Annotated in this window: 23 protein-coding genes; 14 read left to right on the forward strand and 9 right to left on the reverse strand. The window is 34.9% G+C overall.

Annotated elements, in window-relative coordinates:
* Positions 1 to 81: 81 nt before the first annotated feature.
* The 7 genes from PLI06_08610 (at position 82) to PLI06_08640 (ending at position 4,316) form a co-directional block, all read left to right on the forward strand.
* The gene (locus tag PLI06_08610) at positions 82 to 438 is read left to right on the forward strand and encodes a response regulator (protein HOI77653.1); all 357 of its coding nucleotides are present in this window, start codon (positions 82 to 84) and stop codon (positions 436 to 438) included.
* A gap of 36 nt (positions 439 to 474) precedes the next feature.
* Positions 475 to 1,035, forward strand: coding sequence for an acetate uptake transporter (locus PLI06_08615; GenBank protein ID HOI77654.1), 561 nt, complete (start codon positions 475 to 477; stop codon positions 1,033 to 1,035).
* Positions 1,036 to 1,075: 40 nt separating this feature from the next.
* Positions 1,076 to 1,318 carry a hypothetical protein gene (locus PLI06_08620; protein HOI77655.1) on the forward strand — a complete coding sequence of 81 codons (243 nt, stop codon included), beginning with the start codon at positions 1,076 to 1,078 and terminating at the stop codon, positions 1,316 to 1,318.
* A 171-nt stretch (positions 1,319 to 1,489) separates the two neighbouring features.
* Positions 1,490 to 1,654 (forward strand): hypothetical protein, encoded by a 165-nt coding sequence (locus tag PLI06_08625; GenBank protein ID HOI77656.1) that lies wholly within the window; start codon positions 1,490 to 1,492, stop codon positions 1,652 to 1,654.
* 31 nt (positions 1,655 to 1,685) lie between these two features.
* The gene (locus PLI06_08630) at positions 1,686 to 2,876 is read left to right on the forward strand and encodes a C/D box methylation guide ribonucleoprotein complex aNOP56 subunit (GenBank protein ID HOI77657.1); all 1,191 of its coding nucleotides are present in this window, start codon (positions 1,686 to 1,688) and stop codon (positions 2,874 to 2,876) included.
* 24 nt (positions 2,877 to 2,900) lie between these two features.
* Positions 2,901 to 3,266, forward strand: a complete 366-nt coding sequence (locus PLI06_08635; GenBank protein ID HOI77658.1) for a cyclophilin-like fold protein — start codon at positions 2,901 to 2,903, stop codon at positions 3,264 to 3,266.
* Complete coding sequence (locus tag PLI06_08640; GenBank protein HOI77659.1) at positions 3,267 to 4,316, forward strand: mRNA surveillance protein pelota; 1,050 nt, start codon at positions 3,267 to 3,269, stop codon at positions 4,314 to 4,316. It abuts the gene before it with no gap.
* On the opposite strand, the gene pssA is transcribed toward PLI06_08640, so the two are convergent.
* The 5 genes from pssA to tfe form a co-directional block, all read right to left on the reverse strand.
* Positions 4,297 to 4,971 (reverse strand): CDP-diacylglycerol--serine O-phosphatidyltransferase, encoded by a 675-nt coding sequence (gene pssA, locus PLI06_08645; protein HOI77660.1) that lies wholly within the window; start codon positions 4,969 to 4,971, stop codon positions 4,297 to 4,299. The two genes, PLI06_08640 and pssA, sit on opposite strands and share 20 nt — an antisense overlap.
* Positions 4,964 to 5,407: an Lrp/AsnC family transcriptional regulator gene (locus PLI06_08650; GenBank protein HOI77661.1), complete on the reverse strand. Its 444-nt coding sequence runs from the start codon at positions 5,405 to 5,407 to the stop codon at positions 4,964 to 4,966. Before PLI06_08650 ends, pssA begins: the two co-directional genes overlap by 8 nt.
* An 81-nt stretch (positions 5,408 to 5,488) precedes the next feature.
* Positions 5,489 to 6,196 carry an SIMPL domain-containing protein gene (locus PLI06_08655; protein HOI77662.1) on the reverse strand — a complete coding sequence of 236 codons (708 nt, stop codon included), beginning with the start codon at positions 6,194 to 6,196 and terminating at the stop codon, positions 5,489 to 5,491.
* An 89-nt stretch (positions 6,197 to 6,285) separates the two neighbouring features.
* Positions 6,286 to 6,792, reverse strand: coding sequence for a TIGR00295 family protein (locus tag PLI06_08660; GenBank protein ID HOI77663.1), 507 nt, complete (start codon positions 6,790 to 6,792; stop codon positions 6,286 to 6,288).
* A gap of 11 nt (positions 6,793 to 6,803) precedes the next feature.
* Complete coding sequence (tfe, locus tag PLI06_08665; protein ID HOI77664.1) at positions 6,804 to 7,304, reverse strand: transcription factor E; 501 nt, start codon at positions 7,302 to 7,304, stop codon at positions 6,804 to 6,806.
* A 248-nt stretch (positions 7,305 to 7,552) separates the two neighbouring features.
* Here tfe and PLI06_08670 point away from each other — a divergent pair, with 248 nt between their 5' ends.
* Genes PLI06_08670 through PLI06_08685 form a run of 4 tightly spaced genes read left to right on the forward strand, consistent with a single transcriptional unit; the run spans position 7,553 to position 10,673 of the window.
* Positions 7,553 to 8,230 carry a DUF554 domain-containing protein gene (locus tag PLI06_08670; protein ID HOI77665.1) on the forward strand — a complete coding sequence of 226 codons (678 nt, stop codon included), beginning with the start codon at positions 7,553 to 7,555 and terminating at the stop codon, positions 8,228 to 8,230.
* A 54-nt stretch (positions 8,231 to 8,284) separates the two neighbouring features.
* Positions 8,285 to 8,959 carry a triose-phosphate isomerase gene (tpiA, locus tag PLI06_08675; protein HOI77666.1) on the forward strand — a complete coding sequence of 225 codons (675 nt, stop codon included), beginning with the start codon at positions 8,285 to 8,287 and terminating at the stop codon, positions 8,957 to 8,959.
* Positions 8,956 to 9,924 carry an ATP-binding cassette domain-containing protein gene (locus PLI06_08680; GenBank protein ID HOI77667.1) on the forward strand — a complete coding sequence of 323 codons (969 nt, stop codon included), beginning with the start codon at positions 8,956 to 8,958 and terminating at the stop codon, positions 9,922 to 9,924. Before tpiA ends, PLI06_08680 begins: the two co-directional genes overlap by 4 nt.
* Before the next feature lie 2 nt (positions 9,925 to 9,926).
* The gene (locus tag PLI06_08685; protein ID HOI77668.1) at positions 9,927 to 10,673 is read left to right on the forward strand and encodes an ABC transporter permease; all 747 of its coding nucleotides are present in this window, start codon (positions 9,927 to 9,929) and stop codon (positions 10,671 to 10,673) included.
* Between the two features lie 5 nt (positions 10,674 to 10,678).
* On the opposite strand, the gene PLI06_08690 is transcribed toward PLI06_08685, so the two are convergent.
* Entirely contained in the window at positions 10,679 to 11,713 is a 1,035-nt protein-coding gene (locus tag PLI06_08690) for a M42 family metallopeptidase (GenBank protein ID HOI77669.1), read from the reverse strand.
* A 115-nt stretch (positions 11,714 to 11,828) separates the two neighbouring features.
* Between PLI06_08690 and PLI06_08695 the strand changes: the two genes are divergently transcribed.
* Positions 11,829 to 12,902: a polyprenyl synthetase family protein gene (locus tag PLI06_08695; protein HOI77670.1), complete on the forward strand. Its 1,074-nt coding sequence runs from the start codon at positions 11,829 to 11,831 to the stop codon at positions 12,900 to 12,902.
* Here the strand turns inward: PLI06_08695 and PLI06_08700 are convergent, their stop codons facing one another.
* Positions 12,903 to 15,146: a CDC48 family AAA ATPase gene (locus PLI06_08700; protein ID HOI77671.1), complete on the reverse strand. Its 2,244-nt coding sequence runs from the start codon at positions 15,144 to 15,146 to the stop codon at positions 12,903 to 12,905.
* 149 nt (positions 15,147 to 15,295) lie between these two features.
* On the opposite strand from PLI06_08700, the gene PLI06_08705 reads away from it, so the two are divergent.
* Complete coding sequence (locus PLI06_08705) at positions 15,296 to 16,456, forward strand: methionine adenosyltransferase (protein HOI77672.1); 1,161 nt, start codon at positions 15,296 to 15,298, stop codon at positions 16,454 to 16,456.
* A 73-nt stretch (positions 16,457 to 16,529) separates the two neighbouring features.
* Positions 16,530 to 17,729: a VCBS repeat-containing protein gene (locus PLI06_08710; GenBank protein ID HOI77673.1), complete on the forward strand. Its 1,200-nt coding sequence runs from the start codon at positions 16,530 to 16,532 to the stop codon at positions 17,727 to 17,729.
* Between the two features lie 25 nt (positions 17,730 to 17,754).
* Here the strand turns inward: PLI06_08710 and PLI06_08715 are convergent, their stop codons facing one another.
* On the reverse strand, positions 17,755 to 18,351 hold the full coding sequence (locus tag PLI06_08715) for a hypothetical protein (GenBank protein HOI77674.1): 597 nt from the start codon (positions 18,349 to 18,351) through the stop codon (positions 17,755 to 17,757).
* Between the two features lie 43 nt (positions 18,352 to 18,394).
* Positions 18,395 to 19,180 (reverse strand): exodeoxyribonuclease III, encoded by a 786-nt coding sequence (locus PLI06_08720; GenBank protein ID HOI77675.1) that lies wholly within the window; start codon positions 19,178 to 19,180, stop codon positions 18,395 to 18,397.
* Position 19,181 lies beyond the last annotated feature (1 nt).

Below are 19,181 nucleotides of genomic sequence, written 5' to 3' on the forward strand. Positions count from 1 at the left end.
TCTAAAAGATGTTTAAAAAATTAACTTATAAGAAAATTACAATCAGAAAGAGTTTTAAATAAATAGATTCTGTATATTATAATGCTAAAGGTACTTGTTGTAGAAGACGAAGTTGAACTTCTTGAATTATACGATCTAATTCTTAGTAAAGACTATATTGTGTTTACTACTGAGAGTGGTAGAGAAGCTATTGAGATTTTTGATAGAGAAAATCCAGAAGTTATTATTGTGGACATAAGACTTCCAGATGTATCTGGAGTTGAAGTTACTAAACATGCCAAAGCAAAAAATCCAAATGTTGCTGTAATAGGTGTATCTGCATACAGAGAAAGATTCAAAGAAGCAATTGATGCTGGAGCTGCAACTGTTATCCAAAAACCTTTCCTCGTTAAGCAGATTCATAAAGTAATCCAAGATGTTCTTGAGGGTAAACAGTAACTTTTTTATATACTAGTTTTGTTCCTAAAACTGGTTATTATGTCAGAGAAAATTGCTAATCCAGGCCCACTAGGGCTTGCTGCGTTTGGGTTGACCACCCTTATTTTGAATTTTGTCAATGCAGAGATTATTCCTGCTGAAAGTATAGGAATGGTTTTACCGATGGGTATATTTTATGGTGGAGCATGTCAAGTATATGCAGGTATGTGGGAAATGAAAAAAGGTAACACATTTGGTGCCACTGCGTTCACCTCATACGGTGCCTTTTGGCTTGGTCTCGCACTAATGTTTTTACTTCAATTTTCAGGTGCAATAGCGCCAGTACCCAAGGCAGGACTTGCCGTATTTCTAGGTGCGTGGGGTCTTTTCACTGCCTATATGACAGTAGCTACTCTAAAGAAAAATAAAGCATTGCAGGTAGTATTCATTTCCTTGACAATTCTTTTCTTTCTGTTAGCCATAGGACAATTTAATCACACTGTGCACACAATAGCAGGGTATGAAGGAATATTTACTGCATTGGCGGCGTTATACTTATCTGCAGCAGAAGTAATCAATGAAACATACGGTAGAGAAATTCTTCCAATTGGTCAATAAATTTATATATTATTTTTTCTATTTTTTTATAGGTGTGTTTATGGGATGTGATAGTGAACTTAAATCAAAGATTCTTACACTTATATACCAAAGAGGCGAAATATCTCCAGAAAAAATATCGGACATAACTAAATCCTCTATTGATGATGTCAAAGCATGTGGCAAAGAGCTGAAATCAGAGAAATTAATTGAGGAGTGCTGTGGAAAATACTCCACTCCGGGAATTGTTGGCGTAAAGGCAGAATATAATCCAGGGGATGACGGCTGCTCTGGCGCAGGATAATCTCAATAGAAAATCTTATTATATTAAATATATATTTTATTTTATGAATATTTTATCTTAATCCCTTCATTGATTTTAGGGTTGATTATTGGCCGTTTAATCTTAAATCGATTTAAAAAACCGAATGAATTAGTTTGGCTTATAATAATTATATTTTTTGCGATAAATATCTTGATCGTTATATTTGATAGATATATTGTACCGAATTATTTCTTGATGGACGAGATAAAAGAATTCGTTCCAGGTTTTCTTGCAGGCGTGTTTCTTTATCTTATTTTAACAGTTTTAGGCATCTTTAAGCTCCTGAAAAGAAGCAACAATCCAAAAAACATTTAAAAAAATGGTATATTTGGGGTATAGTGAATACATGTTTATTTGTGTTAACGTAAATGGCATTTACCTTGTGGATAACAAAGGCAAGATTAATGATTTTGAAGCATTTTCTAAGAATACAAAATCTTCAGTTAAATCACTCATAAAACTTGAAAATGGTAAACTTCCTTTTGAATTGAAAAAAATCCTGGAAAGAAATTCTGGCTCATCTTTTTTCTCAGAATATGAATTAAGAGACAAAAATTTATTTCAGTTCATATTTCCTAATGAAGGCGGAATATCATTTAGGGAACACCATATTGACAACCTAGAAAAAGCCATGATTAATGAAGACGAATACCGAATAAAACAAAAATCTATTCTCCAAGAATTAGCAAGAATGAAAGTCACAAGTCTCTTAGGAGAAAAAGACAAACTTATTATTCATGCAGTGTATTCACTTAATGAATTTGATGAAACAATCAATCTATTTCTTGAGCGAATTAGAGAATGGTACTCAATACATTTTCCTGAATCAGTTTCGGCCATTCCAGATAACAAGAATCTTATTGAATTTATTATTAAAATAGGCAACAAGGCACATTACCTAGAAAAAAAGAGTTTACTATCCTTTGAATCTACACTTAATAATGAAATAATTGAGAGGTCGCTTGGAGTTGAATTATCTGATGAGGATCTATCGCAAATAAAACAGATTGCAGAGCTAATCGATATCCTATATACCAAGAAGGAAATTCTAGAAACTTATATTACAAACCTAGTAAATGAAGTTGCACCAAATACTTCTATCGTTGCAACTCCGATTATTGCTGCAAAACTTATCTCTCATGCTGGCGGTCTAAAAAATCTATCTGGTAAGCCATCTTCAACTATACAGTTGATGGGAGCAGAAAAGGCTCTTTTCAGGCATTTAAAGACTGGCGCAGACCCGCCTAAATATGGAATAATACTTCAAAATCCAGAAATTAGTAAGGCTCCATGGTGGCAAAAAGGGAAGATTGCAAGAACTCTTGCATCAAAAATAGCCATTGCAGCTAGGGTTGACAATGCGAGCGGAGAATTTATCGGTGACGCACTTAGAGATGATTTACTGAAAAGAGTATCAGAAATTGGAAGAAAATACCCCAATGCACCGCCTAAAAAAGAAAAACAAATGACGAGGAAGTTTGATAGCAGGCCTCAAAAGAAATTTGAAAAATCCAAATTTAAAAAAGGAAAATTTTAAATCTTCTTCCTATAATTATCATTTATGCAAATAAAGATTAAAACTGATAAATTTGAGTTCAAAGCAATATTAGACGAATCAGAAACAGCAAAAGCTATTTATGAATCGCTCCCATTAAAAGCTAAAGGATTTAGATGGGGCGGAGAAATCTATTTTTCAATTCCCGTTCACGTTGAATATGAAAATCCAAAAGAAATTGTAAATAAAGGGGATTTGGCATTCTGGCCACAAGGGGATGCTTTTTGTATCTTCTTTGGAAAAACTCCTGCTTCTCTAGAAAAAGAAATTAGGCCTGCAAGCGCAGTTAATATTTTTGGAAAAATTGATGGCGCTTTAGATAATCTAAATCTTGTAAAAGACGGGGAAACTATCCTAGTAGAACGAGATTAAATGAAAATAATCCACAGAGAACTTGACAAAGGAATACTGAAGATAAGGGTAGATAATGCTGACGATCTTTGGCACCTATCCCACATAATAGAAAGCGGGGATCTCCTATTCGGTAAAACTTACCGAAAAGAGATGAAAAAAGGTGACAAAATAAGAAGTGAAAAACTTGAGAGAATCCCAGTAAAACTCGAGATAAGGATTGAAAAAGTCGAATTCTCAAAAGATGTGATGAGGCTTAGGGCAACTGGGATAATAACGCAAGGAGAAGAAGCTGGCAGTTATCACACTTTTAATATAGAAGAAGACTCTACGTTGACAATTACAAAAAAATGGAAAAATCACCAGTTAGAACGGCTAGAGAGGGCGATAAAGGATACATTAACTCCGAAGATTCTAATCGTATGTATAGAAGAAGGTGATGCAGAATTTGGCATTATTGCTCAATATGGGGTGGATTTTCCAGTTTCAGTTTCTAAAAGCATAGCCGGAAAACATGAAATATCCTCTAGAGATAAAGACAAACGTGAATTTTTTGCAGAAACTTCTTCTAAGATACTTGAAATAATAGAAAAATATAATCTAAAGACTGTTATTGTAGCGGGGCCTGGATTTTACAAGGACGAGTTCATGAATTATGTCAAAGAGTACAAATCTGAAATTATAAATAACATAATAACTGAAAATGTGTCAACCGGTGGCAGAGCTGGAGTTTATGAGTGTGTAAAAAGAGGGATACTTGAAAAGGCCCAAAAAGATCTTAGGATATCCCTTGAAACTAGTGCAGTTGAAAGATTATTCGAAGGAATAATAAAAAATGAAGGCGTTTATGGGATAAAAGCCATTGAAAAGGCTTTAGAATATGGTGCAGTGAATGAACTCTTGATAGTTGATCACTTTCTTAGAAAAAATGAATTTGAAGAAATAACTGAAAAATCCAGAGAACAACGAGCGACTATACATGTTATTTCGAGTGAACATGATGCTGGAAAAAAATTGGAAGGTATCGGCGGGATCGGAGCTATTTTAAGATTTAAGATCGATGGGCTCTAAATAAATAAAGTAAGAAAATAGAAGGCAATAAAATTAGTAATAATCTTGATACTATTCTAATGGGCGGATAAGGGATTAGAGAAATAAAGACAAATATCGTGCTGAATATCACTAAAGATTTTCCGTTATTTGAAGGTCTTATAATTTTAAAATTTGAGATAAATAGGATAGATGTCGCCAGTAATAGTATAGCGAATAAGTAAAAAGGAATGCCTGCTAGAAATAACAAAGTAACAAAGATCGCCCCCATAGTAATGGGAAGGCCAAAATATTCTTGAGAATTTAATGCATTGAATCTTGAAAGCCTTAATAATCCAGATATAACATAGATTGCCCCGATCAATATACCCAATAAAGTATTATTTCCATAGTCAATGAAAATAAAAGAGGGGACTATGCCAAATGAGATTATATCCGATAATGAATCAAGAGTCTTACCAAACTCGGCACAATTATTATTTCTCCTGGCTAAAAATCCATCAAAACTATCAAAAAAGATGCACAAAAAAACAATTCTAGATGCAAGCAATAGATTCCCAATAAGTATAAAATATATGGCCAAAAACCCCAAAGTTCCATTCGTGAGTGTAAAAATATCTGGCAAAGAAACAAAGGTCGTTATCCCAGGTCTATTCATGATATCATTTTCAGTCAAATTTCACACGGATATCTTCTTTTATTGTGTTTAATACAAGTGATGTATTAGTTTTATCGACGTTTTCAAAAGTTTGAAGTTCTTTAACAAAATTATTAAGTTGCCCCCTGTTTTTGAATCGGGCAATAATAACGGCATCATAATTTCCCGTTACATTGTAAATAGAAACTATGTTATTGAATTTATCAAGAAGGGAAGCAACATCTTGTAGTTTGCCCCTCTTTATTGTGACATTAATAACTGCAATAAAGTCATAGCCGGCCTTTGATGGTTCTACAACCGGGATATAACCTTTAATAATCCCATCTTCTTCCATCTTTTTTATTCTGTGTGAAATTGTTCCTACTGCGATGTTAAGATTTTTTGATAATTCTCTAAAAGAAAGTCTTGAGTCTTTATTGAGTTCAGATATTATCTTTTTATCAAGTTCGTCCATAACTCCACCGAATTTATTACCCGGAATTAATATAAAAGCTTTTACTAAAAAAGGTCAATAAAATATTAAAAAAATTAAAAATTAAATTTTATATGTTATGGAAACTGTAGCACTTATCTCTACATCTTCTGGTGGCACGCCGGTGGCTGATTCCTTAACTGCTGAAAAAGCTCTGTTATATGGAACTACGTTGTATGAAGATTCGCTCATGTAAGAAATCTTTCCAAGTTTAAAGTTACCTGCTTCTGCCATAGCGTTTGCTTTAACTTGAGCTACTTTAACTGCTTCTTTAATAATTTTTACTTTGACTTCTTCCATTTTTGCGTCGCTTAATCCAAATTCAATGTTGTTTATTCTGTTAGCGCCAGCTTTTATAGAAGCATCTACCACGTTTCCAACTTTAGCCATGTCTGTAGTTACTACTTTTAAACCGTAAACGGCTCTGTAACCTAACAGAGTGGGTTCTTTGTCTGTAGGGTAATAATATTCAGGATAGATACTAAATGTATCTGTCTGAATTTTCTCAGAAGGTATGCCTTCCTTTCCCAAAGCTTGAATTACTTGGGCTAATATTCTTGAAGCTTCTTGCTGTGATAGCAAAGCCGTATCATTTCTTGTCTCAATATATACATATACTGTAGCTTGATCTGGTGCTTCTTTTAATACTGCAGTTCCAGTTACTTGCAACTGGTCATATTGCCCTTGTGATGCGGGCTTTAATACTGCAACAGTCACCAATCCTAGTGCTAGGATAATTGCTACGATACCATAGATTAGTTCTCTTTCCATGTATATCGCCTCCAATAGATAGGTCTTAAGAAACTATATAAGGATTATGATAAGGTTTAATATATCTTGAAGTTATATTTAACTTTTAATTAAAGATATTTTTTAAGATAATATTGAAGTGACAATAATCTTTGAAGAGACGAATGACCCTCGCCCAATTCTAATTTGAATCTTTCGAATACTTTTTCAAATTTTACCTTTTCACCATTGATAAAAAAGTTATCTGCATGACAAACTATTTTTTCTTCAATTGTTTCAGGCATGTAATTTCTAGGTGGCAATCCAAAGATTTCTGCATCTTTTTTATCTATGCCCGAACCAATATGCCTTTCACATATCAATGCAATTTTTTCATCTACATTCCTATTCCTTAGGATTTCTGCCCCTATAACCCCATGATGGATTCCATTTGTCTTTGATCTCCCAATATCATGTAAAAGTCCGCCAATTTCAACTAGATATAAATCAATTTCAAAATCTTTTGAAGCTTTTTCCGCTATCTCTATAGCATAGTTAGAAACATTAATGCAATGTTTTATTACATTCTCAGAACAGCCTTCGGCTCGCAATAATAATATTGCTTCTTCTTTGGACATCATAGTGATCTTTAACTGTCTTCAATTTTTTCGAATTTTCCCAACGCTTCTTCAAGTTCTTTTATCATTTCTGAGTTATCAAAGAAATCTAATTTTTCACCACAGATATTACATTTAAAATTAAGTTGTTCCGCAACGTCAAAAGGAACCTTGGAACAGTTATTTTTACACGCAAAAAACATATTATCTTTTTCATATTCTAATAATTCGTGAAGATGCTCAGCATAGTCCTTCTCCCTTTTGTCAATTACATCAGGTGCTTTTGAAAGATCCATCTTCCAATAATAAATGTACCATCCTGTTTCTTTATCTTTTATCCTTCTGTAAGTAGCTAATCTATTGTCATATAGCTTATACAATGCTCTTCTTACATTATTTATTCTCAAATGGGTGACTTTTGATATCTCCTCATCGGTTGCTTCTTTCTCATAGATTATATTTGCAACCTCTACTCCTTCTTCACCCAATAACTCTTCAAGAAAATCAAATAGTAGTCTCTGGTCCAATTCCATGATATCCCTTCAATTGAAAAATTTAAAGCAATAATTAATTAGTCGTTTTTTTATATAAATGTTTGCTTCTATTGAGGCTTTGATTACGAGAAAGAGAGAGATATTTAAACTTTTCGGCGATGATAAGAATAATATTTACAATATATATTTTTAAGATGAATAAATTCTTTTTATCGATTAATTTATTCAAATGTTAGAAGATACAATAATTTAGATAGATTTTTAAGTGATTTTTCAATTAATATTTCATGCTAGGGACTATAGTTAATGTCGTCGCAATTATTCTAGGGAGTATACTGGGCATTTTAATTAAATCGCGGTTCCCTGAAAGAGTAAATAAGATTATCTTCCAAGTCATAGGTTTATTTACAATTACATTAGGGGTTACAATGGCTATAAAGACAAATAATTTTTTAATAGTTGCGTTTAGCCTAATTATTGGTTCTGTAATTGGCGAGATTATTGGCATTGAAAACTATTTAGAGCAGCTAAGTGATAAATTAAAAAATACGTTTAAGAATTCAAGTGATAAGTTCTCTGAGGGATTTGTTACAGCTACATTGATATATTGCATCGGTCCAATGGCCATACTTGGATCTATAGAAGAAGGTCTTGGTAATTCTCCAAACTTATTGTTTGCAAAGTCTGTATTAGATGGAGTTGCATCTATCGCATTATCTTCTGCATTAGGGATTGGAGTTATGTTCTCAGCTATACCTCTTTTGCTTTACCAGGGTGGTCTCACCTTATTCGCCAGTTACGTTAGCACTTACCTAAGTGATGCCCTTATCGTTGAACTAAGTGCAGTCGGAGGAATACTACTTTTTGGTCTTGGGATGAATATCGCTGAGATTAAGAAATTTAAAGTAGTAAATATGCTACCAAGCCTATTAGTTGTTGTTACGTTAAGTTATTTTTTTGTATAATGCATCCATGCAAAAGAATAAAAATGAACTATTAGTTTTATTGATTGTGATAATATGAAAACACCAATCATCCTTATTAACTTTAAGATTTATAATGAAATATCTGGGGCTAAAGGCCTTGAACTCGCAAAAATATGTGAAGATGTTTCTAGAAAAACAGGCGTGAATATTTCAATTGCTCCACAGATTATTGATTTGTCCTATATATCTGAAAAAGTTTCCATACCCATATTCTCGCAACACGTAGACAATATTAAACCAGGAAGTGGAACTGGAAAAACTACCCTTGAAGGAATTAAAGCTGCTAAAGCTGTTGGGACTCTTATCAATCATTCTGAGAATAGATTAAAAATAGCCGATATTGATTCAATTGTAAATAGGTGTAGAGAATTAGAACTTATATCGGTAGTTTGTACAAATAATATATCCGTAAGCAAGGCTGTTGCTATGTTTAATCCCACTTTTATTGCAGTTGAACCCCCAGAATTAATAGGCGGAGATATATCTGTGACTGATGCAGATCCAGGCATTGTTAAAAACACCGTCAAGACAATTAGAGATATCACCCCTAATGTGAAAGTACTCTGTGGAGCCGGTGTAAAAAATGGAAAAGATGTTAAAAAGGCCATTGAATTAGGGGCGGAAGGGGTTCTACTAGCTTCGGGCGTTACTAAGGCAAAAAATCCTCGTGAAGTTTTGGAGGATCTTGCTAAAGGTGCAATTAAATGAACATTATCGAAATAAAAAACTTAACAAAAAAATACGGTGAAAAATCGGCAGTGGATAACATCTCGTTTGAAGTAATCGAAGGAGAGATATTTGGATTTTTAGGCCCTAACGGTGCCGGAAAAACTACCACTATTAATATCCTTTGTACTTTACTCCAACCCACAAGCGGAATTGCGAGCATTTCAGGATATGATGTTACAAATGATAGAGATGATGTCAGAAGTTCGATAGGGATAGTCTTCCAAGATCCCTCTTTGGATGGAGATCTCACAGGAGAAGAAAATCTAAGATTTCACGGCATGGCTTATAATATCCCAAAAGAGACTCGCGAAGAAAGGATGAAGTACTTACTTGAAATGGTCGACCTTTACGATAAAAAAGATGAACTTACAAAGAATTATTCTGGGGGTATGAAAAGAAGGCTTGAAATAGCAAGGGGTCTTTTGCATCACCCTAAAGTCCTATTCCTCGATGAACCCACAATAGGGCTTGACCCCCAAACTAGGAATAGAATTTGGGAACATATTATAGAACTGCAGGAAAAAAAGGGGATAACTATTTTTTTGACCACCCATTATATGGAAGAAGCTGAGAATTGTAATAGAATTGCTATTATAGATCATGGTAAGATAATCGCCTTGGATACCCCTGAGAATTTGAAAAAAGCCCTTAAAGGAGATCTGATTACGCTTAAAACTTCAGATAATGAAAAAGCCAATGAAGTTCTTAAAACCTGTTTTTCACTTAATCCGCATATTAAAGATGATTCCATATATATTTATGCTGATAATGGAGAAAATTTTGTTCCTAAGCTTTTCAGAGCTTTAAGAAATTATGAGATTACTTCTGTCAGTGTTAGAAAACCTACCTTAAATGATGTGTTTATTAAACTAACAGGAAGAGAAATTAGAGAAGAAACTATGGGCGCGGTAGGGAAAATGCGAGAGATGACGAGAGGCAGGTAAAAATGATGTTAAATGCAGTATATATCATATGGCTTAGAGAACTCAAAAAATTTGTTAGAGATAGGTCTAGGCTGGTATCTTCTATTGCTCAGCCATTAATCTGGTTATTGCTCTTAGGTACGGGTTTTGGTGCAACCTTTGGTAAAGTCGGTGACCTACAGTATATTCAATTTATGTTTCCAGGGATTCTCGTAATGACACTCTTATTCTCCTCAATGTTTTCTGCCATATCAATAATATGGGATCGTGAGTTTGGATTTCTTAAAGAAATGTTAGTTGCTCCAATAAGCAGAACATCCATAGCTCTTGGGAAAGCTGTCGGTGGCGCTTCAAGGAGTACGATACAGGGATTAATAATCCTAATATTTTCGCCCTTGATTGGCATCAATATGACCTTGGCAAAATTTCTCATGGTTGTTCCCCTTATGTTTTTTATCTCTTTCACTATTTCAGGGATTGGAATAATAATTGCTGCCAGAATGGAATCATTTGAAGGATTTAATCTAATAATAAACTTTATAGTTATGCCTATGTTCCTTCTAAGCGGCGCAATTTTTCCAATTGCTAATCTTCCATCTTGGTTATCTGTCGTGGTAAATATTAATCCGCTTTCTTATGGCGTAGACATCATGAGATGGGTTATGACCGGAGTCACTGAAAGAGGTCCAGTTTTTGATATAATGGTGCTTTCTTTGGTGTGTGTTTTTACTACTACAATATCCGTATACCTTTTCTCAAAAGGAAAATAAATATTTTATAAAATATTTTTTGCTATTTCTAAAGATTTCATTGTTAGTTCCAGCGTGCTGTCCAGATCATTTAAATCCACTATTTCCACGGTAGAATGAATATATTTTGAGGGGATTGAAATAACTGCAGTTGGTATACCTTCCTTTGTTATGTGGACAGCAGCCCCATCAGTACTCCCGCTTGAGATGTGAGTCTGATATGTTATTCCAGATTCCTTTGCAGCTTTCAGCAATATTCCTTTTACCTTTTCACTTAAAATAAATCCCCGATCCATAAGATCTATTGATGGGCCCTTCCCAAGGCTTATAGTGACTTTATCTGCTTCAGTTTTTGGCAATGGTCCCCCGGCAGTCGAATCAATAATAATTGCAAAATCTATATCAATTCCATAAGCTGCAGTTTTAGCCCCCCTTAGACCAACTTCCTCCTGCGTAGTAAACACTCCGTACAAAGTATAATCCTGTTTTTTTATTTTTTTAAGAATTTCAATTAGTACTGCACATCCCGCCCTATTATCAAAAGATTTGCAGCTTACAATATTTTCTTTCCCAAGCTCTGAAAATGAAATATCCCTAGTGATTGGATCTCCCGGTTTAATTCCAAGTAGTTCGACATCTTCTTTTGTGCTCAGTCCGACATCTATCCTTAGGTCTTCTATCTTTAATGCCTTATCTTTCTCTTCTTGTGGCGTGATATGGGGTGGTTTAATCCCTATTACTCCAGTAATATCTTTTTTTGAAGAATGAATTTTTACTCGCTGTGATCCAAGGCTTCTCGGATCAAATCCACCAATTGTCTCAAAGGAAATAAAGCCCTTATCGTCTATATATTTTACCATGAAACCTATTTCATCCATATGGGCTGCGATCATAACTTTGAATTTACCTGGGCCTTTTTTTGTTGTAATTAAATTTCCCATAGAATCTTCTTTTATATCATCAACAACATTTCTTATCTCATCGATAATTATCTGCTTTATTGTGTTTTCATGACCAGAAACTCCCGGTGCCTCGGATAGTTTCTTTAACAATTCTTTCAAATTAATCACATCCTAGTAAGATTTTAATTACTCCAAATATAAAAATATCCATGCTTTCACAAAAATTTCTGCTAGCCAACATTAAAGATATAAAATATATATGATTATTTTTTTCATGTCTGACGTTGATATTATCAAATTTATCGAAAGCAAGAAGAATTTTATTGAGAATACTATAGAAAAATACATTCCAAAGGATATGAACAGTAAGAACTTCAAATCAAAATCAAGATATGAAGTTGATTTTAAAGCTTTGAATTATGGCATATCAAAACCGCTCTGGGATTTTCTTGGATATGGTGGAAAAAGATGGCGACCAGTTCTTTTTCTTTTGATATCCCAAGCCCTTGGCGCAGATATGAAAAAAATAAGTGATTTTTTAGTCATTCCCGAAATTGCCCATAACGGAACCATAGTAATAGATGACATTGAGGATGGTGCCGAACTAAGAAGAGGAAAGCCAGCCCTGCACAAAGTTTACGGAGAAGATATAGCGATAAATTGTGGAAATGCAATGTATTTTTTGCCGCTACAGGTAGTGGATGATCATAAAGACAAAATAGATGTTGGGGTGCTCTATAAAGTATACTCAATCTATCTAGAAGAAATGAGAAATCTTCACTATGGTCAGGCTTTAGACATAACATGGCACAAGGGCATACTAAAAAAAGAACCTAGTGTTCAAGAATATCTACAAATGACTGCTTTTAAGACTGGGACTCTTGCCAGAATGGCCGCAAGAATGGCAGTAGCTCTTTCAGAAAAAGACGAAATAATAGAAACTAAGTTTGGGAGGTTTGCTGAAAGTATTGGTATAGCATTTCAGATTCAAGATGACCTATTAGATTTAACAACAACTGAAAAAGAGCGAGAAGCCTTTGGAAAATCTTACGGCAACGACATAAGTGAAGGCAAGAGAAGCCTAGCAGTTATTTATTCCTTATTGGCTCTAGATAAAATAAAAAGAGACAGATTGATTAAAATTTTGAATTCGCACACAAAAGAAAAGAAACTTATTGACGAGGCTATCAATCTTATCAAAGAAACAGGGGCCATTGGATTATCAAAAAACACTGCAAATAAACTTGTGATTGAGTCATGGAACGAGATAGATAGTGAACTTAAAGAAAGCGAAGCTAAGCTATACTTAAAAGCATTTTCTGAGTTTTTGATAAAAAGAAAAATTTAATTAGCCATATATCTGGCCTAATTTCTCATATTTTTTCTTATCGTATTCTCTCCTTACTTCTTCAGGTAAACTTGGAGATACCTGTTTTAATGCAGCCATGAATTGTTCTTTTGTAACTATTTTAGATGTGATATCTTCTCTTAATGCTGTCATAGCTGCCTCCCTGCAAATAGCTTCTATGTCTGCTCCAGAATAATCCTCTGTAAGTTTAGCAAGTTCATCTAAATTCACATCTTTCTCTAAAGGCATTTTGCTAGTATGAATTTCAAATATCTTCTTACGAGCCTTTAGATCTGGTGCATGAACTAGTATTATCTTATCAAATCTACCTGGCCTTAACAATCCTGGATCGACCATATCTGGTCTGTTTGTAGCACCTATAACAACTACTTGACTTAATTCCTCTAACCCATCCAATTCAGTAAGAAGCTGATTTACTAATCTTTCTGAAACTCTTGTACCCTCCTCGCCTCCTCTTCTGGGTGCAATGGCATCAATTTCATCGAAAAATATCACTGTTGGAGCCGCCTGTCTTGCTTTTCTAAATATTTCTCTCATTGTCTTTTCGCTTTCTCCAACCCATTTACTCAAGATTTCTGGACCTTTTATCGAAATAAAGTTAGCTTCGGATTCCCCGGCGACTGCTTTTGCAAGAAGTGTTTTGCCGCATCCAGGGGGCCCATAGAGAAAAATACCTTTTGGAGGCCTTATTCCCATACCGGTAAAGGCTTCAGGCTGTTTTATTGGCCATTCTATAGCTTCCATTAATTCTCTCTTTATTTCATCCAATCCCCCAACGTTATTCCACCCCACGTTAGGAGTTACAACCATTACCTCTCTCATTGCCGACGGCTCTATCTTCTTTAATGCATTTTCGAAATCATCTTTTGTAACTTTAATCTTCTCAAGTAGTTCTTGGGATACCCTTGTATCGCCTAAATTTAAGTCAGGCAATAATCTTCTAAGGGATGCCATTGCAGCTTCTTTGCACAAAGCTTCTAGGTCCGCTCCCACAAAACCATGAGTCTTAGATGCGAGCATGTTCAAATCTACATCATCTGTTAAAGGCATAGCCCTTGTATGGATTTGAAGGACTTCCTTTCTGCCACCCTTATCTGGAACGCCAATCTCAATTTCTCTATCAAATCTGCCAGGCCTTCTTAGGGCTTCATCGATAGCATTTATCCTATTAGTTGCTGCAATAACAATAACTTTTTCTCTAGATTTTAACCCGTCCATCAAAGCAAGCAACTGTGCAACAACTCTTCTCTCAACTTCCCCAGTCACTTCACTTCTCTTAGGGGCAATTGCATCAATTTCATCAATAAAAATTATTGCCGGTGCATTTGTCTCCGCATCTTTGAACATATTTCGCAGATTTTCCTCAGACTGTCCATAAAACTTACTCATTATTTCAGGCCCGTTTATTGATTTAAAGTGGGCGTGAGATTCTGAGGATACGGCTTTAGCAATCAAGGTTTTTCCAGTGCCCGGGGGTCCGTAAAGAAGAACCCCTTTGGGTGGCGAAATACCTAGCCTATCAAAAATTTCTGGATGTTTCAAAGGCAATTCTATAATCTCTCTAACAACTTGAATTTTATCTTTGAGCCCGCCTACATCTTCATAGGTTATCCCAGATATCTCATTTTCTTCTGATTCACTGTACTGCGTTCTAACTTCTATCTCTGTACCGCTGGATACTCTAACTATGCCTTGTGGGCTAGTTGAAACAATTATAAATCTCATTTCGCCTAGTGAAAAGGGCGTCATTTCCAAGAGATTGCCAATCATTTTATCAAAAAGTGGATCTCCAGTTTCTTTCATTCTTGATTGGCTGTTTACACTTATTATATCTCCCTTTACTAATGCCCTTCCTAAAATATTTCTTTGAAGGATATTCCCGGGAATAAGCATTTGGGCCCCTTTCTGGGTTGGGGCTAGAACAACCCTGCCTGCTTCTTTTGTCTCTATTTTAGTTACTTCAATGTACTCGCCCATACTTGCTTTAGCATTTCTTCTGATTAGCCCATCCATTCGTATAATAGCAAGATCTTTATCATCAGGATACGAATCAACAACTATGGCGGCAGTCTTACGTTTTCCAAAAATTTCGACTATGTCGCCTCTTTTGATGCCAATCATGTCTTGGTATCTTTTATCAATTCTGACTATACCTCTACCTACGTCCTGTTGACTTGCACTTGCAACTTTAAGTTTGACTATTTCAGATTCACCAGGTTCCACATAATCCCTCTTTTTTGATTAAGCTTATACTATTAAAAATGTATTGGTATTAAGTTAAAAATTTATTTACATTAATCTTTTACATTGGAAGGCGATAGTTTTATAAATTTACCGAAAGTTGAAATTTTACAAATGCTATAGTGGTTATCATGAAAAATATATACATTTCTCCAAAAGTTATCAAACAAGGTGAATTTGAACTTGTAGAAAGAAAAGGTGTCGGGCACCCTGATTCTGTTGCAGATGGAATAGCTCAAAAAGTAAGTAATGAATTATCAAAATACTATATCAAAAAATTTGGCACGATAATGCACCACAATACAGACCAGGTAGAAGTTGTTGGCGGACAGGCAATCTCAAAGTTTTCCGGTGGAGAAGTAATAGAAGATCCAGTTATTATTCTTTCAGGTAGAGCGACTCAAAGAGTGGGCGATGAACTAATCCCCATCCACGAAATTGCAAAAGAAGCTACTGAAAAATTTATCCATGAATTATTCAGAGGTGAAATGAAAGTAGGAATTGAATCCTTTATGGGAGAAGGATCTTCTGATTTAAAAGATGTTTTTGGTAGAAAAAATTCAATTCCCCTATCAAATGATACTTCTTTTGGTGTTTCATTTTATCCTTTCACAAAAGTTGAACAACTAGTTTATGATATAGAATATTTCCTTAATTCCGATAAACTCAACAAACAATACCCTGCCATTGGAAGGGACATAAAAGTAATGGGTGCGAGAATTAGAGATAATACCGCAATCACTATCGCTTTAGCCACCGTTGATAAATATGTAGAGAATATTAAGGAATATATTACTTTCAAAGAACAAATTACTGAATTATTGAAAGACAAATTCGGAAGCTGCGATATCGATTATTATGTTAATACAGCAGATGACGTAGAAAGAGGAAGTGCGTTTCTCACAGTAACAGGTTCTTCAATGGAAAATGGAGATGATGGTTCAGTAGGAAGGGGCAACAGGGCGAATGGACTTATTACACCATATAAACCAATGTCAATGGAAGCCGCAGCTGGAAAGAATCCAGTAAATCACGTAGGGAAGCTCTACAACGTTTTATCATTATATATCGCAAGAGACATTTACAACAATACTAACGCAGGTGAAACTCAAGTCAGAATACTAAGTCAGATAGGAAAGCCAATTAATGAGCCACTGGCCTGCGACATATCAACAGAGAATGAACTTTCAAGCGAAGACCAAAAGGAAGTTCAAAAAATAGCATCCGATTGGTTAGACAATATCAGACAAGTCACAGAAGACATTATTAACGAAAAGATTAATCTTTTCTAAATATTTTATATTTAACTTTCTTTCTAGATACTTTTATATATTTAAGGCCTCTATGTATAATGGAGGTTTTTACATGAAAAAAATATTATCAGTATTCTTAACATTATCTATGCTATTCTCTTTAGAAATCATACTGGCTGAAGACTACAAAGATGCTCCTTTTGTCACTGTGGACAATCCAACTTCACTATTTATTTACGATCTAAATAAGGATGGAAAAGAAGAAATTTTAGTAACTTCAATTGATGGTAAACTTCATGCTTACGATAAGTTGGGGGTAGAGAAATGGAATTACCTCACGGATGAGACACCCTATTCTATTTTTGTTGACGACATAGATGGAGATGGTCTTGCAGAAATAGTTCTTGGAACAGGTAAGATAGACCCTCAATCTTTTAGATATTCATCGGGAAAGATTATTCTCCTAAATCACTTCGGTAAACAAGATTGGACCTATGGTACAACTAGTGCTATTAAAGGAATATATGTTTCAGATATCGATGGAGATGGAGGAAAAGATATACTGGCTTCATCAGAAGATGGAATTTTATATGCCATGGATCATAAAGGTGTTCTTAAGTGGGATGAATTTACTGGATCTAGGTCCCCGGCATTCAGTGCCAATCTAGCCGGGGGTACGGATATTTTGATTGCGCATGGTCAAGCAATTCTTAATAATAAAGGAAAAATAGTAGGTAGAGCATCCGACCTATTTGAATGGAAAAAATATATCCTTAAAGACTTAAACAAAGATGGAAAAGCTGAGTTTCTTATGCTTTCACAATATCCATTCATATCAGTATTTAATCTTGAAGGAACTGACCTTAAAGGAATTTGGCAGTATCAATGCGATGGCGATGCTATGGATGTAATTGTGGATGACTTTAACGACGATGGCAACTTGGAGGTAATTGCTTCTTCCTCAAAATGGTTAGATTTATCCAACTCTTATGGCGAAGGTAAAATATATATAATAAATGGAAACGATGGAACACTCAAACAATCTATCTCTCTATCGTCTGCTGCGTTTTATATAGGCGTTGCTGATATAAACAATGATGGCAAGAAAGACGTAATTTATACTTCTGAAAAGGGCGTGAATACATTGTTATACGGGATAACTATAGCTCAAGAGCCACCAAAAGATCAAACGCCGCCAAAGGAAAGCACACCCACAACACCGACACCGCCAAAAAATACACCCGGATTCGAAATAGGCGCTGTTAGTGCAGCTGCCCTATTAGTGGGATATTATTTAAAAAGAAGAAAATAAATTAAATTTTTTTATTCTATTTTGATTATTTACCATTTGGTCCAGTTTGTCGCCCTTGAAGTGTACTGCCTGTTCCCCCTGGTTGGAAGTTTCCACCATCAGGATCGCAATCAGTTGTGTAGCATCCAGGATCTGGATAACATCCATTAGGACCACAGCAATACCCTCCAGTGCATTGAGTGCATCCTGGCCTATCGCAGTACCAATCATTACACCCACTCTTTGCTGCAGTAACAGCTACTAAGCCTCCGCATGGGCCATTCTCGTCTTCGTTTGACCCACAGTTTCGCTCATTGTAAGAATAAAGACATAGACATTCCGTATCCGCATAAATCTTTGCAGTTTCAGTTGCAATTATTGATGCTTGGGCATAAAACGTTGCATTTTTATAATCTCCTTTATTGAAATACTCCCAAGAGTATTGTAAATAAAGTCTTGCATCGTGATTAAATTTTTTAGAACATGGCCATATGCTATCTTTTCCAGCTTCATATATCTTCAAGGCTGCCGAAGCATCATTTATTTTATCAAGCGCTTCACTTTGATTTTGAGCGATTACAAATGCACTAGTGCTTGTAACTAGTATTATCATCAATGCAAAAGTAAAGAAGTATTTTTTCATATTATCCCCCATAGATTAAAGGTAATCAATTATATAAATCTTTTTATGTGGTATTCTCAGAAGATATTTCGATTCCAACGGGGCAGTGATCTGAACCAAATACATTATTAAGGATAAATGCTGACTTTAATGATTCACTTAGATTACTACTAATAAAAAAATAATCGATTCTCCACCCAACATTTCTATCTCTTGCCTTGCTCTTATAATCCCACCAACTGTAATTTGCGGGATCTTTATTGAAATAACGAAAAGTATCAATAAAACCTGCATCAATAAATTTGCTAATCCATGCTCTTTCTTCGGGTAAGAATCCAGAAATCTTTTCATTTTCTTTTGGCCTTGCAATATCTATCTCTTTGTGTGCGGTATTTACGTCTCCACAAATAATTAGCCTTTTACCTTGATTGAGTAGATTACTGACGTGTTCTAGAAACATATCGTAAAAATCCATTTTATAACGTAATCTTTCGCTTGACATTTTTCCATTAGGGAAATAGACATTAAATAGAATAAAGTGAGAGTATTCGAGAATCAATGCTCTTCCTTCAATGTCAAATTTTTCAAGCCCAAAATTTCTCTCTATAAACAATGGCTTCTCTTTTGTGTAAATACAGACACCACTGTAACCCTTTCTTTCAGGAGATGAGAAATAAGAATAATAGCCCGATATTTCTTTTAATTCTTTATGAATGTCTTCTTCTCTGGCTTTTGTCTCCTGGATGCATAATATATCTGGGGCACCATTTTCAATGAATTCTAAGAATCCTTTTTTAGCTATTGAACGCAGCCCGTTAACATTCCATGATAATATTCTAAGATTTTTCATA

Source organism: Methanofastidiosum sp. (assembly GCA_035362715.1).
Lineage (GTDB): Archaea > Methanobacteriota_B > Thermococci > Methanofastidiosales > Methanofastidiosaceae > Methanofastidiosum.

Coding starts and splice junctions, on each gene's coding strand:
- PLI06_08610 (HOI77653.1), top strand. CDS start 82: ATGCTAAAGGTACTTGTTGTAGAAGACGAAGTTGAACTTCTTGAATTA.
- PLI06_08720 (HOI77675.1), bottom strand. CDS start 19,180: ATGAAAAATCTTAGAATATTATCATGGAATGTTAACGGGCTGCGTTCA.
- PLI06_08655 (HOI77662.1), bottom strand. CDS start 6,196: ATGGAAAGAGAACTAATCTATGGTATCGTAGCAATTATCCTAGCACTA.
- PLI06_08660 (HOI77663.1), bottom strand. CDS start 6,792: ATGTCCAAAGAAGAAGCAATATTATTATTGCGAGCCGAAGGCTGTTCT.
- PLI06_08640 (HOI77659.1), top strand. CDS start 3,267: ATGAAAATAATCCACAGAGAACTTGACAAAGGAATACTGAAGATAAGG.
- PLI06_08670 (HOI77665.1), top strand. CDS start 7,553: ATGCTAGGGACTATAGTTAATGTCGTCGCAATTATTCTAGGGAGTATA.
- PLI06_08620 (HOI77655.1), top strand. CDS start 1,076: ATGGGATGTGATAGTGAACTTAAATCAAAGATTCTTACACTTATATAC.
- PLI06_08715 (HOI77674.1), bottom strand. CDS start 18,351: ATGAAAAAATACTTCTTTACTTTTGCATTGATGATAATACTAGTTACA.
- tpiA (HOI77666.1), top strand. CDS start 8,285: ATGAAAACACCAATCATCCTTATTAACTTTAAGATTTATAATGAAATA.
- PLI06_08685 (HOI77668.1), top strand. CDS start 9,927: ATGATGTTAAATGCAGTATATATCATATGGCTTAGAGAACTCAAAAAA.
- PLI06_08630 (HOI77657.1), top strand. CDS start 1,686: ATGTTTATTTGTGTTAACGTAAATGGCATTTACCTTGTGGATAACAAA.
- PLI06_08650 (HOI77661.1), bottom strand. CDS start 5,407: ATGGACGAACTTGATAAAAAGATAATATCTGAACTCAATAAAGACTCA.
- PLI06_08695 (HOI77670.1), top strand. CDS start 11,829: ATGTCTGACGTTGATATTATCAAATTTATCGAAAGCAAGAAGAATTTT.
- tfe (HOI77664.1), bottom strand. CDS start 7,304: ATGGAATTGGACCAGAGACTACTATTTGATTTTCTTGAAGAGTTATTG.
- PLI06_08635 (HOI77658.1), top strand. CDS start 2,901: ATGCAAATAAAGATTAAAACTGATAAATTTGAGTTCAAAGCAATATTA.
- PLI06_08710 (HOI77673.1), top strand. CDS start 16,530: ATGAAAAAAATATTATCAGTATTCTTAACATTATCTATGCTATTCTCT.
- PLI06_08680 (HOI77667.1), top strand. CDS start 8,956: ATGAACATTATCGAAATAAAAAACTTAACAAAAAAATACGGTGAAAAA.
- PLI06_08705 (HOI77672.1), top strand. CDS start 15,296: ATGAAAAATATATACATTTCTCCAAAAGTTATCAAACAAGGTGAATTT.